Origin of the sequence: Streptomyces sp. NPDC048254, from assembly GCF_043201895.1 — a bacterium.
Taxonomy (GTDB): Bacteria; Actinomycetota; Actinomycetes; order Streptomycetales; family Streptomycetaceae; genus Streptomyces.
The window spans coordinates 100,792-122,485 of record NZ_JBICZJ010000019.1; the positions used below are offsets into that span (position 1 = coordinate 100,792).

The following is a 21,694-nucleotide window of genomic DNA, read 5'->3' on the forward strand; positions in this document are numbered from 1 at the left end:
TCATACCCGCAGCGGCTTTCAGCGCGGTGGTTTTGGGGTGTTGTGTCCCGCCTAGACTCCGCGCACATGTCCCTATGGCTGCTCAACCACTTCAGCACCTTCACGCTGGCCGTCTGCACCGTCGGGGGGACTGTCGTCCTGGCTGTCGCGGGCAGTGTGCTGCTGCGCCGCAGGTACCCGTCGCTGGCCCGCGGAGAGCACAACGACATGGTCGGCGTGACGCTGGGGATGTTCGGCGCCATCTACGGCATCATCCTCGCGTTCGTGATCGTCACCCTGTGGACGCAGTTGGAGGACACCCAGACCATCGTCGCCTCCGAGGCCACCGACGTGGCGCTCATCACGCGCGACGCCGGTTCGTTCCCGGCGTCGGTGCGGGCCCGTCTCGACGCCGCCCTGAGTGGCTACGTCCACGCGGTCGTCGAGGACCAGTGGCCCCGGATGCGCGCGGGGCACCCGAGTTACGGCGCCACGGAGGTCCATCTCCAGGACGCTTTCCGGGTGTTCCAGACGTACGGGCCGAAGACCGAGCAGGAGCAGGTCTTCTACGAGCAGGCCGTCGGCCATCTCGACGACGTGGCCTCCCAGCGGCGGGCCCGCATCACCATGGCGCGCCAGGAACTTCCGCCGCTGCTCCAGGCCTTGGCCGTCGGCGGTGCGCTGGTCCTGGTGCCGCTCACGTTCCTCTACGGCATGCGCAAACTGCGGGTCCAGATCCTGTTCGTCGCCTCGGTCGCCGGACTCGTCGGCTTCAGCCTGCTCCTGGTCTTCGTCCTGGACCGTCCCTTCGCCGGTGAGCTCAGTGTCAGCCCCGCCCCGTACCGGGAAGGGGCCCTTGCCCAATACTGGCCCCGGTGAGGCGACGACGCCGCCGCCCCCCGATGCCGGAACGGACAAGGAGTACGGTCAGTGACCAGCGACAACCGCATAGGACCGCCCGCTTTCGGAAGTGAACGCGACACGCTGCGGGCGTTTCTCGACTACCACCGGGCCACCCTCGCCATGAAGTGCGAAGGGCTCACCGACGAGGAGCTGCGCCGGCAGTCGATGCCGCCGTCCACGCTCTCGCTGCTCGGCCTGGTACGGCACCTGGCGGAGGTGGAACGCACCTGGTTCCGGCGGGTGTTCGAGGACGGCGAGGCGCCCATGGTCTGGTCCGATAAGGTCGACTTCCAGGCGGCGTACGACGCGAGCAGGTCGACCCGTCAGGAGGCGTTCACGGCCTGGCAGGCCGAGGTGGAGACCTCACGCCGGATCGAACGCGAGGCCGCCTCCCTGGACCAGGCCGGATACCAGCCGAGGTGGCAGCAGGAGGTGTCGCTGCGGATGGTGATGACCCACGTCCTCCTGGAGTACGGCCGCCACAACGGCCACGCCGACTTCCTGCGGGAGGGCATCGACGGGAGCGTGGGCGCCTGAACCGGTGGCACGGTGTCACTCCTCGACGACCAGGCCCTTCGCTTCGAGGACCTCGGCGAGGTTGCTGACCTCGATGACGCTCTTTCCGGATCGGTAGGCGGCGATGTACGCGGCCTCGGCGTCGACGCGTTCCTGGGAGAGGCGGACCGTGTCGGCCAGGTCCTCGCGGCGGACGACCACGACACCGTCGGCGTCACCGCGCACCACGTCGCCCGGGCGGATCAGCTCCCCGCCGACCAGGACGGGCTCCGCCATCGGGCCGACGGTCTCCTTGACCGTGCCCTTGATGGAGACGCCGAGGGAGAACACCGGGAAGCCCAGGTCGCGCAGTTCCCGGGTGTCGCGGACACCGGTGTCGGTGATCAGTCCGCCGAGGCCCTTGGCGACGCAGGCGTTGGCCAGTACGTCGCCGAAGGAGCCCGCCTCCGCGTACTCACCGGCGGACACGACGATGACGTCGCCGGGCCGGGCGTGCGCGATGGCCACCTGGAGCATGATGTTGTCCCGGGGCGCGCAGCGCACGGTGAAGGCCGGGCCGCACAGGGACATGGTGTCCGACACCGGCTTGATCTTCGAGCTCAGGGCGCCGAGCCGGCCCTGTGCCTCGTGGACGGTGGCCGAGGAGTAGGTGCCGAGTCGCTCGACCAGGTCCGGATCGGGGCGGTCGAACTTCGTGTTCACACGCAGCATGGGTCTCTCTCCGAGGAGCGGTACAAGGAGCGGAACAAGGGCAACGGTCAGGTCAGGGCGGCGCAGGCGGTGGAGAGGCGTTCGCAGGCCTCCGTGAGGACCGCGCTCGACGTCGCGAAGGAGATGCGGAAGTAGCCGGGGGCTCCGTAGGCCGCCCCGTGGATCACCGCCACCTGTTGCGACTCCAGGAGGTGGGCGGCGAACTCCTCGTCCGTGGTGATGCGTTCACCGGCCGGGGTGTGCCGGCCCAGCAGTCCCGTGCAGTTGACCAGGACGTAGAAGCCGCCGCTGGGCGGTGTGCAGGTCAGGCCCGGGATGTCGGTCAGCATCTTCACCGTCTCGTCCCGGCGGGCCCGGTAGACGGCGACACAGTCGTCGATGAAGCCCTGGTCGCCGGTGAGCGCGGCCGTGGCGGCCGCCTGGCTGATCGACGAGGGGCAGGAGGAGATCTGGGACTGGAGCTTGTTGACGGCGCCGACCAGGCCGGCCGGGCCGGCGCCGTAGCCGATCCGCCAGCCCGTCATGGCGTACGTCTTGGAGACGCCGTTGGTGAGGAACACCCGCTCGGTGAGGCGGGGTTCGACCGCGGCGAGGGTGGTGGGGAGTCCGTCGGAGCCCTCGTCGCCGTACCAGATCTCGTCGTAGATCTCGTCGGTGAGGACGAGGACGTGCGGGTGGGCCAGCAACACGTCAGCCAGGGCGCGGAGTTCGGCCGGTGTGTAGGCCGCGCCCGTCGGGTTGTTCGGGGCGTTGAGGATCAGCCAGCGGGTGGCGTCCGTGAGCGCGGACTCCAGGCGGTCCGGCGTCAGCTTGAAGCCGTCGGACTCCGGGCAGGGGACGACGACCGGGGTGCCGTCGTTGGCGAGGACCATGTCGGGGTACGACACCCAGTAGGGGGCGGGGACGATGACCTCGTCGCCCGCGTCGAGCGTGGCCATCAGGGCGAGGAAGATGATCTGCTTCGCCCCGCCGCCGACGGTGATCCGGTCGGGGGCGTAGGTCAGTCCGTGGCGGTGGGTGAGCTTGCCGGCTATGGCGGCGCGGAGTTCGGGGGTGCCGTTCACGGGCGTGTACTTGGTCTCGCCCCGGCCGATCGCCTCGACCGCCGCCGCCTTGACGTGGTCGGGGGTGTCGAAGTCCGGTTCGCCGACCGTGAGGTCGAGGATCCGGTGGCCCTGCGCCTTGAGTTCGCGGACGCGTTGGGCCGCCGCCGTGCTGGGGGAGGGTTTGATGCGGTCGACCCGCCGGGCCAGGGCCGTGACTGCCGTGTCCGTCATGTCAGTCGGCCCGCCGTTCGAAGTTGAGGCCGCCCGGCACCTGGAAGGTCGGCAGGATCTCCACGTGGCCGATGTTCACGTGGCGCGGTGAGTCGATGGCGAAGTCGATGGCGTCGGCGATGTCCTCCGGCTTGAGGGACTCGTAGCCGTCGTAGTAGACGCGCTGGGCCTCTTCCATGTCGCCGAGCAGCCGGCCGAAGATCTCCGTCTCCACCCGGCCGGGGCAGATCTCGGTGACGCGGATGCGGTGGCCGTAGCCGTCGACGCGGAGCTGCCGGGAGAGGGTGTGTACGGCCGCCTTGGTGGCGTGGTAGATCGTGTTGCCGCCGAAGTTGTAGACGGCCGCGATCGAGCTGATGTTGACGATGTGCCCGAGGTCGCGTTCCACCATCCCCGGCATGAGCAGGCGGACCAGGTGCAGTACCGCCTGGATGTTGACCGCCACCTGCTCGTCGACGGCGAACTCGTCGGCGGTGAGGATGTTCCCGGAGCGGGAGACACCGGCGTTGTTGACGAGGACGTCGACCTCGATGCCCCGCAGGGCCTCGGTGAGGGCGGCGGTGTCGGTGATGTCGACGGCGTGCGGCACGCAGCCGGTGCGCCGGGCCAGGTCGGCGAGGCGGTCGGCGTTGCGGGCCACGGCGTGGACTTCGAGCCCCTGCTTCACCAGGCGCTCGACGACCACGGCCCCGATGCCGGTGGAGGCACCGGTCACGAGCGCGGTCTTGTAGTCGGAGAAGGGCATGTGAACTACTCCCAGAGGTGCGGGGTGGGGGGGGTGGAGTGGGTGGCGTGGGTGGCGTGATCACGCGTCGCGCAGGGGCTGGTGCGCCCGGTCCTGGACCCTGGACACGGCGGCGAGCGTGCCCAGCGCGGTGACGACGGCGTAGAAGGCGGGCATGTTGACGTTGCCGGTCTCGGCGATGAGCCACGTCATCAGCAGGGGTGCGGTGCCGCCGAAGAGGGCGGAGGAGATGTTGTAGCCGAGGCCGTAGGCGGAGTAGCGCACCCGGGTCGGGAAGAGCTCCACCAGCAGGATGTGGATGACGCCGGTGTGGCCGGCGAAGACGACGGCCATGACGCACGCGCCGAGGACGGCGAGCGGGACGTTGCCGGTGCCGATGAGCAGGTAACAGGGGATCGCGACGACCGCCATGGCGATCGCGGCGCCCGCGAGGACCTTCTTGCGCCCGACCCGGTCGGAGAGCCGGCCCATGTACGGGATGGCGACCGAGATGACGACCAGGCTGCTCGCGGTGACGAGCAGGCCCTGCACCTTGCTGAAGTGGAGTTCGCTGCTCATGAAGGTCGGCATGTAGCTGAACAGGACGTAGTAGCCGGAGCCGTTCATCAGCGGGATGAAGAGGGCGAGGAGCATCGCGCGGCGGTGCTCGGCGGAGGAGAACGCCTCCTTCAGCGGGTTCCTCGCCAGGCCGCCGCTCTCCTGGAGGCGGGTGAAGTTCGGGGTGTCGCTGATCCGCCTGCGGATGTGGATGCCGGTGACGCCGAGCGGGATGGCCAGCAGGAACGGGATCCGCCAGCCCCAGGACTCCATCCGGTCCGCGCCGAGGCCGCTGGTCAGCGCGGCCGCGATGAGCGTGCCGGTGAGCAGGGAGAGGAAGGAGGCGATCTGGGCGTAGCTGGTGTAGAGGCCGCGCCTGCCCTCCGGCGCGTGCTCGGCGAGGAAGCTCATCGCGCCGGACGCCTCGCCGCCGACCGAGAAGCCCTGGGCGACCCGGAGCAGGATGAGCAGGGCGGGTGCGGCGATGCCGATGGCCGCGTAGGTCGGCAGCAGGCCGATGGCCGCCGTCGCCGCGCTGATCAGCATGATCACGAAGACGAGCATCCGCTGCCGGCCGATGCGGTCGCCGAGGTGGCCGCAGATGACACCGCCGAGCGGGCGGAAGAAGAAGGAGACGGCGTAGCCGAGGAAGACCAGCTGGACGGCGTTGGCCGAGTCGGGGAAGAAGACGGCACCGAGGGTGCCCGCCATGAAGCCGAAGATGCCGTTGTCGTAGAGCTCGGCGAAGATGCCGACGCAGCCGGCGAGGGTGACTTTGCGAGCGGTTCTCGGATCGACCGTGTTGGGGGTCGGTTGTGCGGCCACGGTGGCCATGGCGGTCTCCTTCAATGACGTTCGTGCGCTTTCGGGGACGGGGTGTCACTGACGTGCGGGGACGTGCATGGGGGAGTCAGGGGATGCGGTGGGCGTCGAACACCGTGCGGACGCGGGTCTTCAGGGCCTCGACGCCGGCGCGCTGTAAGCGGTACGCGGCCACCGCCTCGGCGACCGTCCGGCGCCGGAAGCGGACGGCCTGGCCGGGGCGGGCCTGGCCGAGCGCGTCCAGGCCGGTCGAGGTGACGACCGCGAGGACGGGATAGCCGGCGGTGACACCGCGGCCCCGGTGCAGAACGAGGAGTTCGTCACCCGCGGGCACCTCGATCGCGCCGACGGGGACGCCGCGGGAGAGCACCTCGCCGGTCGCGGTCCTGCGCGGCACGTCGCCGGACATGCGCAGGCCGATGTGGTTGCTCTGCGGGGTGACGGTGAACTCCGAGCGGAACAGCCGGTCCGCCGAGTCGCCGAACTCCGCCAGGTCGGGGCCGTCGGTGACGTCGATCGTCCATGCCGTCGTCTCGGCGAGACGCGGTACGGACGCGTGCACACGGAACAGCGGGATGCCGTAGACCGGGTGGCCGATCGGGGCGCGAAGGGCCGTACGCACGGCGATCTGGTCGCCGTCGCGCAGGGTGCGGCCGAAGCCGAGGATCGTGTCGGGGGCACAACTGCCCAGCAGATACGGCGTCTCCACCGAACCGTGCACGGCGAGGTAGGCGCGGACGCCGACCCTGATGCCGGTGACGCGGATCGTCTCGCCCGCGCGGACGACGACGGGTTCCCAGCGGGGGCGCGGGACGTCGTCGACGGTGAGGTCGGCGGGGGCGCCGGTCACGGCGACGAGGACGTCGGCGGAGGGCGTGCAGCCGAAGTCCGCCGCGGTGATCTCCAGCAGCGGCGCGCTCTCGTCGTTGCCGGTCAGGACGTTGGCGACGCGGGCGGCGTACTGGTCGGGCGCGCCGTTGACGGGGAGGCCGTGGCGGGAGCGGCCGGGGCGGCCGAGGTCCTGGACGGTCGTGAGTCCGGCGCGGTGGACGATGAGGGTGTCAGCCATGGGCCACCGCCTCGGCCGCGAGCATCGCGCCGTCGTGGTCGGGCCACTGCTCCGCGGTGATCGGCACGAACCGGAAGGTGTCGCCCGGCCGGTACGGCGTCAGCGGCTCGGCGTCGAGATCGAGGACGCGCAGCGGGGTACGGCCGAGGAGGGGCCAGCCGCCGGGAGACCGCAGCGGGCAGATCACGGCCTGCCGGCCGGCCACCGCGACCGAGCCGGGCGGCACGCTGGTCCGCGGCGAGGCCAGCCTCGGCACCGGTGCGGGGAAGGCGGGACCGTCCATCATCGGCGCCCCCACGGGTGCGCCCAGACAGCGCACGGTCAGGTCCTGGGCGGTGTGCAGTTCCACCACCTCCCGCTCGGTCAGGCCGAGCCGGTCCGCGACGACGGGGAGATCGGGGCCGTGCTCACCGCCGTAGACCACCGGGACGGTGAAGCGCCGGGGGGACGGCAACGGGGGTGTGCCGTCGGTGAGTCGGGCTGTCGCCCGCCGCAGGGCACGGCGGACCGTGTCGTGGTCCGTGGTGGCGCAGTCGAACTCGACGAGGAGGGAGTCATAGGCCGGGACGATGCCGTACACGCCGGCCACCGCCGCCGCCTCGACCGCGTCGGCGAGGGCGTGGACGAGCCGCCAGGCCCCCGCGCCCTGGGCCTTCACCACGACGGCCGAGTCACCGCAGTCCGCGACGCGTATGCCGCCGTTCATCAGGCGCCCTTGCCGTCGAGTACGGCCGTCAGCGGGACGATCGCGACATCCGCCGCCAGGAGTTCCTTGCGGATGCGGTGGGCGAGGGAGATGGCGCCGGGCGTGTCGCCGTGCAGCAGGACGGTGTCGCAGTCGACGGGGATGTCACGGCCGCCGACGCTGCGGATGACGCCCTCGGTCACCATCCGGACCGTGCGTGCGGCGATCTCCCGCTCGTCGTGGATGACCGCTCCGGGTGTGCTCCTCGGTACGAGGGTCCCGTCGTCCTGGTAGGCGCGGTCGGCGATGCCGACGATGGCGACGCGCAGGCCGCGGGCGCGGGCGGCGTCGGCGAGTGCGCCGTCCTGCGCCAGGACGATCAGCGAGGGGTCGAGGGAGGCGATCGCCTCGGTCACGGCGACCGCGTAGTCCTGCCGGGTGGCGACGAGGTTGCCGAGCCGGCCGTGCGGGGCCACGTGCCCCACCCGGGTGCCGTGCGCGGCGGCGAACGCCTGGAGCGCGCCGACCTGGTAGAGGACGTCGGTGCGGACCTCGTCCGGGGTCAGGTCCATCGCGCGGCGGCCGAAGCCGACGCGGTCGGGAAAGCTGGGGTGGGCGCCGACGGCGACGCCGCGGTCCACGCAGTGGCGGACGGTGGCGTCCATGATCCGCGGGTCGCCGGCGTGGAAGCCGCAGGCGATGTTGGCCGAGGTGAGGACGGAGAGGAGGGCCTCGTCGTCCCCCATGGTCCAGGGGCCGTACCCCTCGCCGAGGTCGGCCACGAGATCGACCGTGAGTGTCATGTCGTCCTCCGCCAGGAAAGGAAAACCGGGAAGCCGGGAAACCGGGAAACCGGGAAACCGGGAATAGGGGGAGCCGGGGAAATGAATCCGAAACGCGGTTAACGTGGCTGTTGCAATTTCTTCGGCGGGTCGCCGCCGGCCGGGAATTTCGCGTTTCGGTGACCGTAGTACCGGAGGATCCGCGCTTCAAATACCCGTTGTGTGTGACGTGATAAGGGCGGGATATGACTCCGCTCACGCTCCGGCCGCCCGGGCCGCCCGTACGATGAGCCCTCCTGTCAGGCTGGAGGTCGCCGATGGACACCAGGCGTCTGTACTCGTTCGTGAAGATCGTCGACGCCGGGAGCATCACGCGCGCCGCCGACATCCTGCACATCGCGCAGCCCGCGCTGAGCCAGCAGGTCTCGATGCTGGAGACGCACTTCAAGCAGCAGTTGCTGATCCGGAGCAAGCGCGGGGTGGCACCGACCGAGGCCGGCCGCGCCCTCTACCGCCATGCCCAGCTGATCCTGCGCCAGCTCGAACACGCGCAGGCGGCGGTCGACGTGTCCGGGCGGGCGCCGGCCGGGAGCGTCTCGGTGGGCCTGGCCCCGTACAGCACCGGCGCCGCGCTGGCCCTGCCGCTGCTGCGGGCCGTGCGCGAGCGCTACCCGGACATCCTGCTGCACATCAACGAGAACTTCGGCGGTGTCATCAGCGAGGCGATCATGACCGGCCGGATGGACATGGCGTTCATCTACGACGCCGGTCCGGTACGCGGTGTCCAGTTCGAGCCGATGCGGACCGAGGACCTGTACCTGGTCGCCGCGCCGGACACCGGTCCGGCGACCGACCGGGACGAGGTCTCCATCGCCGAGCTGGCCGGGGTGGGCCTGCTGCTGCCCAGCCGTATCCACACCATCCGGCACGTCGTGGACGCCGCCTTCCGCCATGTCTCCCTGGAACCCAGGGTCGTCGGCGAGATCGAGTCGGTCCTGACCCTGACCAGTGCCGTCGGTGCCGGTCTCGGCGCCACCGTGCTGCCCTGGTCGGCGGCCCAGGCCATACTCGACGTACGGAGTCTGGTGGTACGGCGGATCGTGGACCCCACGATCGAGGTCAAGCTCTCCCTGTGCACGTCCGATCACCAGCCGCTGTCGGAACCCGCCCTCGCCGTACACGATCTCTTTCACGAGCTGATCAACGAATTCGGCGGGAATCCCGAAGTCCGATGACGTCACACGAATCCGGTATTGGTCGCGTCGGCTGAGCGCTGACTAACGTTTTCACCGTCGTAACGCGGAAGCAGCGTGGGAGTGGTGGATGAAAGAGCGCGTGCTCAGTACTCGTGACACTCTGCCCGGCGGGGGGCTGCGCCGGCTGGCGTCCCGTCCGGACACGGACGTCGTGCGCTGGACGGGCACGGGCCGGCCGGAGCCGGCCGAACTGGCCTCGCTCGCCGCGGCCGGGGGAGGCGTGAGTGCCGTTCTCGCCCTCGGCAACGACCGGATCGACGCCGAACTGCTGGACGCGGCCGGTCCTTCCCTGAAGGTGGTCGGCCTGGCCAGCATGGGGTTCGACAGCGTGGACCAGCGGGCCGCGGCCGAGCGCGGGGTCGTGGTGACCCACACCCCGGGAGTGCTGGCGGAGACGACCGCCGACCTGACGTTCGCACTGATCCTGGCCGCCCGCCGCCGACTGGGTGTGGCCCGTGACGCGCTGCACTCCGGGGCCTGGGACCTGTTCCGGATGGATGACTACCTCGGCCTGGACGTGCACGGAGCCACCCTGGGCCTGGTCGGCTACGGGCAGATCGGCCGGGCGGTGGCGAGGCGCGCCACCGGCTTCGGCATGCGCGTACTGCACCACGACCGGTCCGGCTCGGCCGCAGACGGCCTCTCCACCCCGGTCGCACTGCCGCAGCTCCTCGCCCAGTCCGACATCGTCTCGCTGCACGTCCCGCTCACCGACGCCACCCGCCACCTGATCGGCGCCGCGGAACTGCGGGTCATGAAACCGACCGCCACGCTGGTCAACACCTCCCGGGGCGGGGTGGTGGACGAGGCCGCCCTGCTGCACGCCCTCGACGAGGGCCGCCTGCACTCGGCCGGGCTCGACGTCTACGAACGCGAGCCGCGCGGCGCGGACGTGGCCGATCTGACCGCCCGGCCGAACCTGTTCGCCCTGCCGCACGTCGGCTCGGCCACCGAGGCGACCCGCGCGGCGATGGTGGACCTGGCCGTGGACAACGTCCTGGACGTCCTCGACGGGCGCCCGGCCCGCACGCCGCTGCCGGGCACGAAGGCGGAGCCGGCATGACACCCAGCCCCCTGTTCGACATCGCCGGGCGCGTCGCGCTGGTCACCGGCTCCAGCCGCGGCATCGGGCGGGCGCTGGCCCAGGGCCTGCTGGAGGCCGGCTGCACGGTCGTCCTCAACGGCCGTGACGAGACGGCCCTCGCCCGCACCCGCGACGAACTCGCCGGAAACTCCCCCGTGTTCGCCTACCCCTTCGACGTGACCGACTCCGCCGCCGTGGCCGCCAACATCGCCGCGATCGAGGCCGAGGTGGGCCCGATCGACATCCTCGTCAACAACACCGGGGCCCAACACCGCGCGCCGCTGGTCGACTTCACCGACGACGACTGGCACCGCCTGCTCGGCACCAACCTCACCAGCGCCTTCCTGATGGGCCGGGAGGTCGCCCGCCGGATGGTCCCGCGCGGGCACGGGAAGATCGTCAACATCCTCTCGGTGCAGAGCGAGACGGTACGGCCCGGCATCGCCCCCTACTCCGCCACCAAGGGCGGGCTGAAGCTGCTGACCAAGGGCATGTGCGCGGACCTCGGCCCCTCGGGCATCCAGGTCAACGGCCTGGGGCCGGGCTACTTCGAGACCGAACTCACCGCGGCACTGGTCGCGGACGAGGAGTTCAGCGCATGGGTACGGGGGCGCACCCCGGCCGGCCGGTGGGGCCGGGTCTCCGACCTGATCGGCGCCCTGATCTTCCTGGCGTCCCCCGCGTCCGACTTCGTCAACGGGCAGGTGCTGTACGTCGACGGCGGCATGCTGTCGGTCCTGTGACCCGAGGGAAGGAGCATCACATGCACGCATGCGTGGTCCACAAGGCGGGCGACCTCCGGGTCGAGGAGTGGGACCCCGGCCTGCCCGGCCCCGGGCAGGTGCTCGTGGCCGCGTCCCTGGGCGGCATCTGCGGCTCCGACCTGCACTACTACCACCGCGGCTCGGTCGGCGACTTCCAGCTCCGCGAACCCCTGGTGCTCGGCCACGAGGTCGTCGGCCGGGTCGCCGCGCTCGGCCCCGGTCCCGAGGGCGGCCCCGCGATCGGCACCCCGGTGGCGGTCCACCCGGCCGCCCCGTGCGGGACCTGCCCGGAGTGCGCGCGCGACCGGCGCAACGTGTGCGGTCACGCCCGCTATCTCGGCAGCGCCGCCCGGATGCCGCACGTCCAGGGCGGTTTCGCCCAGCGGTTCGTCGTCCCCGCCGACCAGGTACGGGCGCTGCCGGCCGGGCTCGACCCGCGTCGCGCCGTACTCGCCGAGCCGCTCTCCGTCGCCCTGCACGCGGTGCGCCGCGCCGGGGAGGTGGCCGGCAGGCGGGTGCTGGTCACCGGCGCCGGTCCGATCGGTTCCCTGGTGGTCGCCGCGCTGCAGCACGCGGGAGCCGCCGAGGTGATCGTCAGCGACCTGCTGGACGCCCCACTGGACATCGCCAGGAGCGTCGGCGCCACGGCCACCGTCCGGGCGGACCGCCCCGACGACCCGGCCTGGCCCGACGACGTCGACGTGGCCGTGGAGGCGTCCGGCTCCGGGGCGGGCCTGGGCACCTGTGTCCAGCGGGTCCGCCGGGGCGGCACGGTCGTCCTCCTCGGACTGCTCCCGCCCGGCGAGACCGGCTTCCTCGGCAACGTCGTCGTCACCCGCGAGATCACCCTCCGGGGCGCCTTCCGTTTCGACCACGAGTTCGACGACGCGCTCGCGCTCCTGGCCTCGGGCCTGGGCGTCGGCCCGGTCGTCAGCCACACCCTGCCCCTGAGCCGCGCGGTCGAGGCGTTCGACCTGGCCGGCGACCGCACGAGGGCGTCCAAGGTCCTGCTGGACCTGGGCGGCGAATGATCCCGGCCGGGGCGCGGCCTCCGGTTCCTCAGCGGGCGGTTCCGGACAGGACGGCGACGAGTTCCTCGGCGAGAGGCCCCGAGGAAGCCGGGTTCTGGCCGGTGTAGAGGTTGCGGTCCGAGACCGTGTACGGCTCCCAGTAAGCGGCAGGGGGTGCGCAGTGGCCCTGCCGCTCGACATACGCCTGCCGCAGCAGCGCGCCGTCACCGGCGGCGCGCACCCGGGCGGCGAAGCGGTTCTCCTGCTGGACGGGCACCAGGTTGTCGGCGGTGGTGTGCATGTCGAGCAACGGCACATCGAGGCCCTGGCCCGCGGAGGACGTCCGCTGGGCGGTGCGGACGGCGCCCGGATCGGCGGTGGTCGTGGCGTGCTCGGTCAGGGTGCGCAGGTCGGCGTCCAGGTCGAGGCCGGCCGCCCGGTACAGGGCCCGGACCTGGGGCGTCTGTTCGGAACCGGCGAGCAGCCGGGCGTAGTCCATGCCCCGGTTCCAGGAGTTGCTGCCGCCGACGGACTGCTCGATGGCGTACCGGCCGCCCTCGACGAACGCCACGATGCCCTGCGCGAACCAGTCGTACTGCTGCGCCTCCTGCCCCGCCCAGTCGGTCGCGGCGGGCCGGTCCTTTCCGGGCGACCATGCGGGCAGGTTGAGGAAGGCGGCGGCCAGCGCGATCCGGGCGCGGCCCTGCGGGGTGCCCTGGGCGGCGGTGACCGCGCCGGTGAGCAGGGCGGCGGTGGCGGCGGCGTCGGCGGCGGTGTCGAACCGTACGAGTTTCACGTCCTGTCCGGGCAGGAGCAGGCGGGCGATCGTGTACTCGGCGTCCAGCTGGTAGTTGGCCAGGTCGGTGCCGCCCGCGACCAGGCCGCACTGGCCGAGCGCGCCGTCGATACGGCCGCCGCCGTCCCGGGCCAGCTGGGCGTTGACGAGGCCGCCCATGGACTGGCCGACGGCCAGCGTGCGGCGGGGCGTGCCGATCTCCGCCGTGACCGCGTCGAGGGTCGCGAACTGGTCGCGTTCGGCGCTGTCCAGGGCCCACATCGAGCCGTTCGGGTCGTACGACGACCCAGCCAGCGCATACCCCTGTGCGAGCAGCTCGGTGCGCACGGCGGGGGTGGGGGCGTCCTGGGCGACGGTGGGGCCGAAGCCGTGGCTGAACAGCAGCAGGGTGCCGTTCCACTGCTCGGGTACCTCCGCGATCCAGGTGGCGCCGTCGGAGAGGGTGCCGGTGAGCCGGCCGGCGGTCGCGGGGTCCGCTTCGGCGGCGGTCGCGGGCAGGGCGGTGAGGACCGAGGACGCGAGCGTGGCCAGGGCGGTGAGGGCGACGCGCAGCCGGGCGCGGGAGGCGCGGGGGCGGGTGGACGGCAGGCATGGGGGCGGCTCCTTGTACGTGTACGTGGGGGAGTACTCGGCGCGGTACTCAGTGCACTGAACGAAGGCGTCCAGGAATGTAGGGCTGATTTTCTGCTGCCGTCAATGGAGTGCCCAACATTGCGGTCGCCGTGTCGGCTGCCGCTCGCCGCCGACCAGGGCTTCAGCGCAGGAGCCCGTCCGTCGTCTCCCGGTCCGGGTAGCCCCCCTGGGCTCCGAGGTGGCCGCAGGCGTACGTCGCCGAGGCCACCGCCGCCCGTAACGCCGTGCGCGGATCCTGGCCGGACAGGGAGCGGGCTATGTACACCCCGGCCAGGCAGTCGCCCGCTCCGGTGGTGTCGACGATCCGGCCGGCCGGCGGCGCCGCGACGGCGGCATCCCCCGACCCGTCCGTCAGGACCGCCCCACGTGACCCCTGGGTGCGGACGACCGCCCCGAGCCGGTGCCGGGCGGAGAACGCGCGGACGTCGCCGACCTCGGCCGCGGCCCGGTCGTTGAGGAAGACCACCTCCGCCCCGTACAGGGCCGGCGCGAGGGCCGCCACGCCGTGGCCGAGCGCATGGGGTTCCAGGTCGACGGAGAGGGGGATGCCGGCGGCCCGCGCCCGCTCCGCAAGGACCGCGGCGGCCTCGGGGTGCAGGCACGAGGTGTGGATCCAGTCCACGCCGTCCAGGTCGGCGTCGCGCAGCCGCTCCGGCGGCGGGTACTGCGAGACCGACGAGGTGTAGACGAGCCGCTTCTCCCCGTCCTCGGCCAGGGTGCACACCGACACCGCCGTCCTGCCCGGTGTCGTGGTGACACCGGTGACCCCGACGCCGCGCGCCGCGAGGTAGCCGGTGGCGTAGGCGCCGAACACGTCGTCCCCGACGACGGCGAGCAGAGCCGCGCCGACGCCCTGCCGGGCACAGGCGACCGCCGAGTTGGCGACCACTCCGCCGGCGCCGACCAGGTTCTCGAACGCGTGCGTCTTCTCGTCCGGTTCGGGGAAACGGGCGACGCGCAGCGCGACGTCGAACGCGATGTCTCCGCAGAACAAGGCCAACGCCATGATCGGACTCCCTCGCGACAACTCTTGCCAGGTCCTCGCCGTGTCTTCGCCGTGCCTTCGCCGTGTCCCCGCCAGTGCACCACAACCGCACCGGGCCGCACGGCGGACACGGGCAACGGTGACAGTGGAGAGCGGCCGGGAACACCGTCCCGGCGATAGCGCCCGCGAAGTGATCGGGGCGTCCCGCGCCTTCGGTCGGCACCCCGGTCCGGCCCCGCCGGAATCCCGCCAACCCGGCGATCCACACCGCACCTTCACCGGCACCCTCTTGACCAGCGACAACCATCACACCGCCGCCACGTCCCGCCGCGCTGTACCCCGCTCACCCCAACAGCCTTGTTGTCCTTACGTCTTGACGCACCCGGCCGCTCCGCGTTTGCTTCCTTCACATCATCGGTTGCGCATGATGCTCCCCCCACTCGGAAGGCGCCTGATGTGAGCGCTCCTGTCCTCTGCGGCACCCCCGTGCCCCGTATCGCCCTGGCCCTGGCCGCCTCCACGTCCGCTCTCACGCTCACCGCGTGCGGTGTCGTCGACAGCATCGGCGGGAGCGGTGACTCCGCGTCCGCGGCGAAGGGCGACGACATCACGGTGGGGCTGCTCCTGCCCGACAAGGACACGGCCCGGTTCGAGGCCTTCGACCACCCCATCTTCAAGAAGGAGGTCGCCTCCCTCACCCACGGCAAGGGCAAGGTCGTCTACGCCAACGCCGAGGCGGATCCGGCCACCCAGAGCCGGCAGTTCCGGCGGATGGTGGACCAGAAGGTCGACATCATCCTGGTGGACGCGGTCGACGCCAAGGCCATCGCACCGGACGTCCAGAAGGCGAAGGACGCCGACATCCCCGTCATCGCCTACGACCGCCTCGCCCAGGGCCCGATCGACGCGTACGTCTCCCACGACAACGAACTCGTCGGCGAGGTGCAGGGCCGCGCCATCCTGGGGGCGCTCGGCAGCAAGGCGGCGACCAGCGAGATCGTCATGATGAACGGCGACCCCGCGGACCCGAACACCGCCAGTTTCAAGTCGGGTGCCCTCGACGAGTTCCGGAACAAGGTCCGGATCGCGAAGGAGTACGACACCGACAAGTGGTCGCCGGCGGTCGCCGGGGCGAACATGAAGAAGGCGATCCAGGCCGTCGGCCTCAAGAACATCGCCGCCGTCTACTCGGCCAACGACGGCATGGCCGGCGCCGTCATCGACGCGATGAAGGAAGCGGGGGCCACCACGATCCCGCCGGTGACCGGGCAGGACGCGAACCTGGACGCGGTGCAGCGGGTCGTCTCCGGCGAGCAGTACATGACCGTCTACAAGTCGTTCCTGGACGAGGCCACCCAGGCCGCCCAGATGGCGGTGTACAAGGCGCAGGGCCGTGACATCCAGTACGACGCGCTGACCCAGGACACGGTCGACAGCCCGACCCGACGGAAGATCCCCGCGACGCTCGTGCCGGTGGTCTCCCTCACGAGGGACAACATCAAGGACACGGTGGTCGCGGACGGCGTCTACACCGTCGACCAGATCTGCACCCCGAAGTACGCGGCGGACTGCGCGGCGATCGGCCTGGACTAGCGGATCGGCCGCGCTACGCGGCGATGACGGCGACCCCGGTCCTGCCCCCGTCGACATCCACCACGGTCCCGTGCACGAAGGCCGCCTCGTCGCCGGCCAGCCAGACCACGGCCTGGGCGATGGCGTCCGGGGTGCCGACCCGGCCGGCCGGGGTGCCCTTCATCATGACCTCGCCCGGGTGGGGCTCCGCGCCCGGCGGGGCCGGTGGCAGGATCACGCCCGGCGAGACGGCGTTGACCCGCACGCCCTGGGGGCCGAACTCCGCCGCCCAGGCCCGGGTGAGGGTCTCCATGGCCCCCTTGGTGGAGCTGTAGAGCGCGCCGACGGGGACGGCGAGCCGGGCGATCCACGAGCCGAGGTTGATGATCGCCCCGCCGCCTGCCTCGGCCATAGCCGGGGCGACGGCTGCGGTGAGGAAGAACGGCGCCTTCACGTTCACCCCGTAGACCTTGTCGAACGTCTTCTCGTCGGTGCCGGTGGTGCCCGGGGACGGATAGATGCCGGCGTTGTTCACCAGGATGTCGATCCGCCCGCCCAGGGTCTCCCGGGCCCGGGCGGCCAGGTCCCGGGAAGCCTCCGGGCTGCCGTCGAGGTCCGCCGCCAGGAAGTCGGCCCGGCCGCCGGACGCGCGGATCCCCGCCACGACCTGTGCGCCCCGTTCCGCATTGCGCCCGGACACGATGACATGTGCCCCCTCGGCGGCGAACGCCTCGGCGATCGCCTGCCCGATGTTGCTGGTCGACCCTGTGACCAGGGCCGTCTTGTTCCGCAGCCGTTCACTCATGACGCAGTCTCCCTCAGTCCGTCTGCTGTGCCGAGCGGTGTGCGGTCCACTGTGCGTCGGATAAAATGGACCAGCAAGTCCAGAAAGTCGACCCGCGCGGACGGGCCCTGACGGGGTCGGAGGAGGAGCCGGATGCCGGAGACGCTGACCGCGAAGGGGCGCGCCACCCGGGCCCGGATCGTCGAGGGGGCTGCCGAGGTGCTGCGCGCGCAGGGTGTCGCCGCCACCACGCTCGACGACATCCGCGGCCGCACCGGCACCAGCAAGAGCCAGCTCTTCCACTACTTCCCCGACGGCAAGGACGCCCTGCTGCTCGCGGTGGCCCAGTTCGAGGCGGACCGCGTCCTGGCGGACCAGCAGCCGCACCTGGGGCGGCTGGACTCCTGGGAGTCCTGGCGGCAGTGGCGGGACGCGGTGGTGGAACGCTATGAACTCCAGGGCGACCAGTGCCCCCTGGGCTCCCTGTTCCTCCAGGTCGGCCGGTCCAGCCCCGGCGCACGGGCGATCGTCACGGAGCTGATGCGCCAGTGGCAGCGGCAGCTCACCCGCGGTATGCGCGCCCTCCAGGCGAACGGTCTGGTGTCACCGGACCTCGACGTCGACCGGACGTCCGCCGCACTGCTCGCGGGCATCCAGGGCGGTGTCTCGATCATGATGTCCACCGGTGACTCGACCCACCTCAAGGCGGCCCTCGACACCGGCATCGAGCACCTCCGGGTCAACGGGCCGGCGTAGGCGCCCGCCACCGCGGCCTGACGCGGCCGGCGCCCCGTAATTCCGGTCCCGCGGTGTGCGGCGGTGCCCCGGGGTGATTGTCTGGCCCCGGCAACCCCGTCCCGACCCGGCCCCGGCCGGCAGGAGGATCCCGCAGTCATGAGCAGTGCCTACGCGTACGAGTACAAGGTCGTCACCTTCCGGGAGTCGCTGATCGGCGACGCGCTGGACAGCGACAAGCTGGAGAAGGTCCTCAACAAGCACGCCGAGGACGGCTGGGGCCTCAAGGCCATCACCTCCGCCGACGTCAAGGGCCGGATAGGCCCCGGAGCCGTCGAGGGCCTGCTGCTGACCTTCGAGCGCCCGCGCGCCTGACCGAGGCGGACCACAGCAGAACGCCCCCCGGCCCGCAGTGGGCCGGGGGGCGTTCCTCGTGTGCACGGGTTACTTCACCGGCTCCGGCTCCGGCGCGCTCTCCTGCTCCGCCTCGCCCGCCGGGTCGACCGGCGTCCGCACGGAGTCGAGGAGCAGCTGGGCCACGTCGACCACGGTGATGGACTCCTTGGCCTTGCCCTCGTTCTTCTTGCCGTTGACCGAGTCGGTGAGCATCACGAGGCAGAAGGGGCAGGCCGTCGAGACGATGTCGGGGTTGACCGACAGCGCCTCGTCCACGCGCTCGTTGTTGATGCGCTTGCCGATGCGCTCTTCCATCCACATCCGGGCACCGCCGGCGCCGCAGCAGAAGCCGCGCTCCTTGTGGCGGTGCATCTCCTCGTTGCGGATGCCGGGGACGCTGGCGATGATCTCGCGCGGGGGCGTGTAGATCTTGTTGTGGCGGCCCAGGTAACAGGGGTCGTGGTAGGTGATGATGCCCTCGACCGGGGTGACCGGGACCAGCTTGCCCTCGTCCACCAGGTGCTGGAGCAGCTGGGTGTGGTGGATGACCTCGTAGTCGCCGCCGAGCTGCGGGTACTCGTTGCCGATGGTGTTGAGGCAGTGCGGGCAGGTGGCGACGATCTTCTTGGCCGACTTCGGCTTGCGGGACTCCTCGGTCACCTTGCCGTCGTCGTCCAGCTCCTCGCCGAACGCCGTGTTCAGCGCCATGACGTTCTCCATGCCGAGCTCCTGGAACAGGGGCTCGTTGCCCAGGCGGCGGGCGGAGTCGCCGGTGCACTTCTCGTCGCCGCCCATGATCGCGAACTTGACGCCCGCGATGTGCAGCAGCTCGGCGAAGGCCTTGGTGGTCTTCTTGGCGCGGTCTTCGAGGGAGCCGGCGCAGCCGACCCAGTAGAGGTACTCGACCTCGGTGAGGTCCTCGATGTCCTTGCCGACGACCGGGACCTCGAAGTCGACCTCCTTGAGCCACTCCAGGCGCTGCTTCTTGGCCAGCCCCCAGGGGTTGCCCTTCTTCTCCAGGTTCTTGAGCATCGTGCCCGCCTCGGACGGGAACGCGGACTCGATCATCACCTGGTAGCGGCGCATGTCGACGATGTGGTCGACGTGCTCGATGTCCACCGGGCACTGCTCGACGCAGGCGCCGCAGGTGGTGCAGGACCACAGCACGTCCGGGTCGATGACGCCGTTCTCCTCGGCGGTGCCGATGAGGGGGCGCTCGGCCTCCGCGAGAGCCGCCGCGGGGACCCCGGCCAGCTGCTCCTCCGACCCCTTCTCCTCGCCCTCGGCGGTCTTGCCGCCACCCGCGAGCAGGTACGGCGCCTTGGCGTGCGCGTTGTCCCGCAGCGACATGATCAGCAGCTTCGGGGAGAGCGGCTTGCCGGTGTTCCAGGCCGGGCACTGCGACTGGCAGCGGCCGCACTCGGTGCAGGTGGAGAAGTCCAGCAGGCCCTTCCAGGAGAACTGCTCGACCTGGGAGACACCGAAGACGTCGTCGTCACCGGGGTCGGTGAAGTCGATCGGCTTGCCGCCGGAGGTCATCGGCAGCAGGGCGCCCAGGGAGGTCTCACCGGTGGCGTTGCGCTTGAACCAGATGTTCGGGAAGGCCAGGAAGCGGTGCCAGGCGACGCCCATGTCGGTCTTGAGGGCGACCACGATCATCCAGATGAAGGAGGTCGCGATCTTCAGGCCGGCGAAGAAGTAGGTGAGGTTCTGGAGCGTGGAGACGTCCATGCCCCGCAGCCAGGAGACCACCGGGTAGGAGATGAAGAAGGAGGCCTCGTAGGAGTCCACGTGGTGCTGGGCGCCCTCCAGGGCGTGCAGCATGAAGATGCAGACGCCGACGACCAGGATGACCGTCTCCACGAAGTACGCCTGGCCGAAGTTGGAGCCGGCGAAGCGGGACTTGCGGCCCGGCCGGTTCGGCTTGCTCAGCTGGCGGATGACGATCAGCACCAGGATGCCGAGGACCGTCATGGTGCCGATGAACTCGACGAAGACGTTGTACGGCGGCCACTCGCCGATGACCGGCAGCAGCCAGTCGGCCTGGAACAGCTGGCCGATGGCGTTGACGATCGTCAGCAGCAGCGAGAAGAAGCCGACCGCGACGAACCAGTGCGCCACGCCGACGATGCCCCAGCGGTTCATCCGCGTGTGGCCGAGGAACTCCCTGACCACCGTGACGGTCCGCTGCACGGGCTCGTCGGTACGGGTGCCGGCGGGCACGTTCTGGCCGAGCCGCATGAAGTTGTAGATCTGTACGACGGCGCGGGCGAACAACGCCACGCCGACGACGATCAGAACCAGCGACACGATGATCGCGGCGAGTTGCATGGGGGCTCCTCGGGCCTGCGAGGGGTCTCTTCGGGCCTCTTCGCGAGAGAGGGTTCCCGAAATTACTAAGCGGTAACTTATGCAGTCGGTCTGAGACTACCCGCATCTTTACTCGCACTGTAGTCAGGTGCGGGGTGATCTGAATCGCTGAGGTGTGCCTGACCTGCCGCTGCCGTGCGTCGGCAAAGTGATCGTGTTATTCGTGTTATTCGTAAGGAATTGTTACATTCAGGTCTAATTTAGACCTGTGCTCTACGGGATCGCCGCCGCCACCACCGCCCTGCTGCTCGCCGCCGTCCTCGCCGCGCTGATCCGGCCGCTCGCGCTGCGGCTGCGGCTCGTCGACCGTCGGCGGGCGCGGCCTGTCCCGGTGCTGGGCGGGTTCGCCGTCGTGGGCGCCACCTGTCTGGTCGCCGGCGCCGGCGACTGGACCGGGGTCGCCCCGCTCGGCGCCGGGGTCGGGGAGCTGCTGATCGCCGGGGGAGCCGTGTCGCTGCTCGGGCTGGTCGCCGACGTGTGGCGGCTGAAGACCCGGTTCCTGCTGGTCGGTACGGCGGTGGCGGCCGCGTGTGTGGTGCCGTACGGGGAGTTCGGGGTGGCCGAAGGGCTGCTCGGGGTCGGATGGATCGCCTTTGTCGCCGTCGCCTTCAAGGGACTCGACCACGCGGACGGGCTGGCCGGGACCGTGGGGGTGATCACCGCCTTCGGGGTGGGGGCCTGTGCCACCGCCGAGGTCATGGACGGCCTGGCCGTGCTGCTGAGCGTGCTCGCGGCCGCGCTCACCGGGTTCCTGATGCACAACTGGCATCCCGCGCGGATCGCGCTGGGCGCCACCGGCTCGCTGTTCGCGGGGTTCGTGCTGGCCGCGGCCGCGCTGATCACCCGGACCGGGCACGACCCGGTCGCCAGCGCGGGCGTGCTGTTCGCGCTCACCGGCGTCGCCAGCGCCGACGTGCTGCTCGTCGTGCTGTCGCGGCTGCTCGCCGGGCGGCCGGTGCTGCGGCAGGGGCCCGACCATCTCGCGCACCGGCTGCGGCGGCTGGGGCTCACCCCGCCGGGCGCGACCGTCGTCCTGGGCGTCGCAGCCTTCGCGGGGGTGCTCGTCGGGGTGCTCGTGCACGGCGGCTGGATCGGGCGGACGGGCGCCACATGCGTCGCCTGCGTCACCGTCAGCGTCGTGCTGCTACTCCTTCGGGTGCCGGTTTATGGAGCCCGAAGGGGCAGCAGCCTGGAATCGACGCAGGTCAGCGGGCACTTGCGTGTAAGGAACGGATAAGAGTTGAGCCTTCGCGGCTCAGGTCTGTTGACCCGCAGCGAGCCTT

21 protein-coding genes are annotated in these 21,694 nt (G+C 71.2%); 10 read left to right on the top strand and 11 right to left on the bottom strand.

Annotation, left to right across the window (positions count from 1 at the left end; genetic code table 11):
- Nucleotides 1-66: 66 nt before the first annotated feature.
- On the top strand, nucleotides 67-858 hold the full coding sequence (locus ACGFZQ_RS39825; protein ID WP_393844512.1) for a DUF4239 domain-containing protein: 792 nt from the start codon (nucleotides 67-69) through the stop codon (nucleotides 856-858).
- 51 nt (nucleotides 859-909) lie between these two features.
- Nucleotides 910-1,419: a DinB family protein gene (locus tag ACGFZQ_RS39830; RefSeq protein ID WP_393844513.1), complete on the top strand. Its 510-nt coding sequence runs from the start codon at nucleotides 910-912 to the stop codon at nucleotides 1,417-1,419.
- A gap of 15 nt (nucleotides 1,420-1,434) precedes the next feature.
- On the opposite strand, the gene ACGFZQ_RS39835 is transcribed toward ACGFZQ_RS39830, so the two are convergent.
- The 7 genes from ACGFZQ_RS39835 to ACGFZQ_RS39865 all read right to left on the bottom strand — a co-directional run bounded on the left by ACGFZQ_RS39835 (nucleotide 1,435) and on the right by ACGFZQ_RS39865 (nucleotide 8,047).
- Complete coding sequence (locus tag ACGFZQ_RS39835; RefSeq protein ID WP_393844514.1) at nucleotides 1,435-2,109, bottom strand: 4-carboxy-4-hydroxy-2-oxoadipate aldolase/oxaloacetate decarboxylase; 675 nt, start codon at nucleotides 2,107-2,109, stop codon at nucleotides 1,435-1,437.
- Nucleotides 2,110-2,156: 47 nt separating this feature from the next.
- Nucleotides 2,157-3,386 (bottom strand): aspartate transaminase, encoded by a 1,230-nt coding sequence (locus tag ACGFZQ_RS39840; RefSeq protein ID WP_393844515.1) that lies wholly within the window; start codon nucleotides 3,384-3,386, stop codon nucleotides 2,157-2,159.
- Nucleotide 3,387: 1 nt separating this feature from the next.
- Nucleotides 3,388-4,131 (bottom strand): SDR family oxidoreductase, encoded by a 744-nt coding sequence (locus ACGFZQ_RS39845; RefSeq protein WP_393844516.1) that lies wholly within the window; start codon nucleotides 4,129-4,131, stop codon nucleotides 3,388-3,390.
- Nucleotides 4,132-4,191: 60 nt separating this feature from the next.
- A complete protein-coding gene (locus tag ACGFZQ_RS39850; protein WP_393844517.1) occupies nucleotides 4,192-5,502 on the bottom strand; it encodes an MFS transporter in 1,311 nt (436 codons plus the stop codon).
- 76 nt (nucleotides 5,503-5,578) lie between these two features.
- Complete coding sequence (locus tag ACGFZQ_RS39855) at nucleotides 5,579-6,559, bottom strand: biotin-dependent carboxyltransferase family protein (protein ID WP_393844518.1); 981 nt, start codon at nucleotides 6,557-6,559, stop codon at nucleotides 5,579-5,581.
- A complete protein-coding gene (locus ACGFZQ_RS39860; protein WP_393844519.1) occupies nucleotides 6,552-7,265 on the bottom strand; it encodes an allophanate hydrolase subunit 1 in 714 nt (237 codons plus the stop codon). Before ACGFZQ_RS39860 ends, ACGFZQ_RS39855 begins: the two co-directional genes overlap by 8 nt.
- Complete coding sequence (locus ACGFZQ_RS39865) at nucleotides 7,265-8,047, bottom strand: LamB/YcsF family protein (protein ID WP_393844520.1); 783 nt, start codon at nucleotides 8,045-8,047, stop codon at nucleotides 7,265-7,267. Before ACGFZQ_RS39865 ends, ACGFZQ_RS39860 begins: the two co-directional genes overlap by 1 nt.
- A gap of 296 nt (nucleotides 8,048-8,343) precedes the next feature.
- Here ACGFZQ_RS39865 and nac point away from each other — a divergent pair, with 296 nt between their 5' ends.
- The 4 genes from nac to ACGFZQ_RS39885 all read left to right on the top strand — a co-directional run bounded on the left by nac (nucleotide 8,344) and on the right by ACGFZQ_RS39885 (nucleotide 12,161).
- On the top strand, nucleotides 8,344-9,261 hold the full coding sequence (gene nac / locus ACGFZQ_RS39870; RefSeq protein ID WP_393844521.1) for a nitrogen assimilation transcriptional regulator NAC: 918 nt from the start codon (nucleotides 8,344-8,346) through the stop codon (nucleotides 9,259-9,261).
- An 88-nt stretch (nucleotides 9,262-9,349) separates the two neighbouring features.
- Complete coding sequence (locus tag ACGFZQ_RS39875; protein WP_393844522.1) at nucleotides 9,350-10,345, top strand: 2-hydroxyacid dehydrogenase; 996 nt, start codon at nucleotides 9,350-9,352, stop codon at nucleotides 10,343-10,345.
- The gene (locus ACGFZQ_RS39880; protein ID WP_393844523.1) at nucleotides 10,342-11,109 is read left to right on the top strand and encodes an SDR family oxidoreductase; all 768 of its coding nucleotides are present in this window, start codon (nucleotides 10,342-10,344) and stop codon (nucleotides 11,107-11,109) included. Before ACGFZQ_RS39875 ends, ACGFZQ_RS39880 begins: the two co-directional genes overlap by 4 nt.
- Before the next feature lie 20 nt (nucleotides 11,110-11,129).
- Complete coding sequence (locus tag ACGFZQ_RS39885) at nucleotides 11,130-12,161, top strand: L-idonate 5-dehydrogenase (protein ID WP_393844524.1); 1,032 nt, start codon at nucleotides 11,130-11,132, stop codon at nucleotides 12,159-12,161.
- Nucleotides 12,162-12,189: 28 nt separating this feature from the next.
- Here ACGFZQ_RS39885 and ACGFZQ_RS39890 read toward each other — a convergent pair whose 3' ends face one another.
- Entirely contained in the window at nucleotides 12,190-13,524 is a 1,335-nt protein-coding gene (locus tag ACGFZQ_RS39890) for an alpha/beta hydrolase (protein ID WP_393844606.1), read from the bottom strand.
- A gap of 166 nt (nucleotides 13,525-13,690) precedes the next feature.
- Nucleotides 13,691-14,575, bottom strand: a complete 885-nt coding sequence (locus ACGFZQ_RS39895; RefSeq protein WP_393844525.1) for a carbohydrate kinase family protein — start codon at nucleotides 14,573-14,575, stop codon at nucleotides 13,691-13,693.
- Nucleotides 14,576-15,010: 435 nt separating this feature from the next.
- Here ACGFZQ_RS39895 and ACGFZQ_RS39900 point away from each other — a divergent pair, with 435 nt between their 5' ends.
- Nucleotides 15,011-16,147 carry a sugar ABC transporter substrate-binding protein gene (locus ACGFZQ_RS39900; RefSeq protein ID WP_393844526.1) on the top strand — a complete coding sequence of 379 codons (1,137 nt, stop codon included), beginning with the start codon at nucleotides 15,011-15,013 and terminating at the stop codon, nucleotides 16,145-16,147.
- 13 nt (nucleotides 16,148-16,160) lie between these two features.
- Here the strand turns inward: ACGFZQ_RS39900 and ACGFZQ_RS39905 are convergent, their stop codons facing one another.
- Complete coding sequence (locus ACGFZQ_RS39905) at nucleotides 16,161-16,931, bottom strand: SDR family NAD(P)-dependent oxidoreductase (RefSeq protein ID WP_393844527.1); 771 nt, start codon at nucleotides 16,929-16,931, stop codon at nucleotides 16,161-16,163.
- A 132-nt stretch (nucleotides 16,932-17,063) separates the two neighbouring features.
- On the opposite strand from ACGFZQ_RS39905, the gene ACGFZQ_RS39910 reads away from it, so the two are divergent.
- Nucleotides 17,064-17,666 carry a TetR/AcrR family transcriptional regulator gene (locus tag ACGFZQ_RS39910; RefSeq protein WP_393844528.1) on the top strand — a complete coding sequence of 201 codons (603 nt, stop codon included), beginning with the start codon at nucleotides 17,064-17,066 and terminating at the stop codon, nucleotides 17,664-17,666.
- Nucleotides 17,667-17,804: 138 nt separating this feature from the next.
- Nucleotides 17,805-18,020 (top strand): DUF4177 domain-containing protein, encoded by a 216-nt coding sequence (locus ACGFZQ_RS39915; protein WP_351740622.1) that lies wholly within the window; start codon nucleotides 17,805-17,807, stop codon nucleotides 18,018-18,020.
- Between the two features lie 69 nt (nucleotides 18,021-18,089).
- Here the strand turns inward: ACGFZQ_RS39915 and ACGFZQ_RS39920 are convergent, their stop codons facing one another.
- Nucleotides 18,090-20,372, bottom strand: a complete 2,283-nt coding sequence (locus tag ACGFZQ_RS39920) for a (Fe-S)-binding protein (RefSeq protein ID WP_393844529.1) — start codon at nucleotides 20,370-20,372, stop codon at nucleotides 18,090-18,092.
- A gap of 247 nt (nucleotides 20,373-20,619) precedes the next feature.
- Here ACGFZQ_RS39920 and ACGFZQ_RS39925 point away from each other — a divergent pair, with 247 nt between their 5' ends.
- A complete protein-coding gene (locus ACGFZQ_RS39925) occupies nucleotides 20,620-21,648 on the top strand; it encodes an MraY family glycosyltransferase (protein WP_393844530.1) in 1,029 nt (342 codons plus the stop codon).
- The last annotated feature ends 46 nt before the right edge of the window (nucleotides 21,649-21,694 follow it).

What these genes read in the sequence shown, in the direction of transcription:
- ACGFZQ_RS39825 (WP_393844512.1), top strand. Translation starts at nt 67, where the DNA reads ATGTCCCTATGGCTGCTCAACCACTTCAGCACCTTCACGCTGGCCGTC.
- ACGFZQ_RS39835 (WP_393844514.1), bottom strand. Translation starts at nt 2,109, where the DNA reads ATGCTGCGTGTGAACACGAAGTTCGACCGCCCCGATCCGGACCTGGTC.
- ACGFZQ_RS39840 (WP_393844515.1), bottom strand. Translation starts at nt 3,386, where the DNA reads ATGACGGACACGGCAGTCACGGCCCTGGCCCGGCGGGTCGACCGCATC.
- ACGFZQ_RS39845 (WP_393844516.1), bottom strand. Translation starts at nt 4,131, where the DNA reads ATGCCCTTCTCCGACTACAAGACCGCGCTCGTGACCGGTGCCTCCACC.
- ACGFZQ_RS39850 (WP_393844517.1), bottom strand. Translation starts at nt 5,502, where the DNA reads ATGGCCACCGTGGCCGCACAACCGACCCCCAACACGGTCGATCCGAGA.
- ACGFZQ_RS39855 (WP_393844518.1), bottom strand. Translation starts at nt 6,559, where the DNA reads ATGGCTGACACCCTCATCGTCCACCGCGCCGGACTCACGACCGTCCAG.
- ACGFZQ_RS39860 (WP_393844519.1), bottom strand. Translation starts at nt 7,265, where the DNA reads ATGAACGGCGGCATACGCGTCGCGGACTGCGGTGACTCGGCCGTCGTG.
- ACGFZQ_RS39865 (WP_393844520.1), bottom strand. Translation starts at nt 8,047, where the DNA reads ATGACACTCACGGTCGATCTCGTGGCCGACCTCGGCGAGGGGTACGGC.
- nac (WP_393844521.1), top strand. Translation starts at nt 8,344, where the DNA reads ATGGACACCAGGCGTCTGTACTCGTTCGTGAAGATCGTCGACGCCGGG.
- ACGFZQ_RS39875 (WP_393844522.1), top strand. Translation starts at nt 9,350, where the DNA reads ATGAAAGAGCGCGTGCTCAGTACTCGTGACACTCTGCCCGGCGGGGGG.
- ACGFZQ_RS39880 (WP_393844523.1), top strand. Translation starts at nt 10,342, where the DNA reads ATGACACCCAGCCCCCTGTTCGACATCGCCGGGCGCGTCGCGCTGGTC.
- ACGFZQ_RS39885 (WP_393844524.1), top strand. Translation starts at nt 11,130, where the DNA reads ATGCACGCATGCGTGGTCCACAAGGCGGGCGACCTCCGGGTCGAGGAG.
- ACGFZQ_RS39895 (WP_393844525.1), bottom strand. Translation starts at nt 14,575, where the DNA reads ATGGCGTTGGCCTTGTTCTGCGGAGACATCGCGTTCGACGTCGCGCTG.
- ACGFZQ_RS39905 (WP_393844527.1), bottom strand. Translation starts at nt 16,931, where the DNA reads ATGAGTGAACGGCTGCGGAACAAGACGGCCCTGGTCACAGGGTCGACC.
- ACGFZQ_RS39910 (WP_393844528.1), top strand. Translation starts at nt 17,064, where the DNA reads ATGCCGGAGACGCTGACCGCGAAGGGGCGCGCCACCCGGGCCCGGATC.
- ACGFZQ_RS39915 (WP_351740622.1), top strand. Translation starts at nt 17,805, where the DNA reads ATGAGCAGTGCCTACGCGTACGAGTACAAGGTCGTCACCTTCCGGGAG.
- ACGFZQ_RS39920 (WP_393844529.1), bottom strand. Translation starts at nt 20,372, where the DNA reads ATGCAACTCGCCGCGATCATCGTGTCGCTGGTTCTGATCGTCGTCGGC.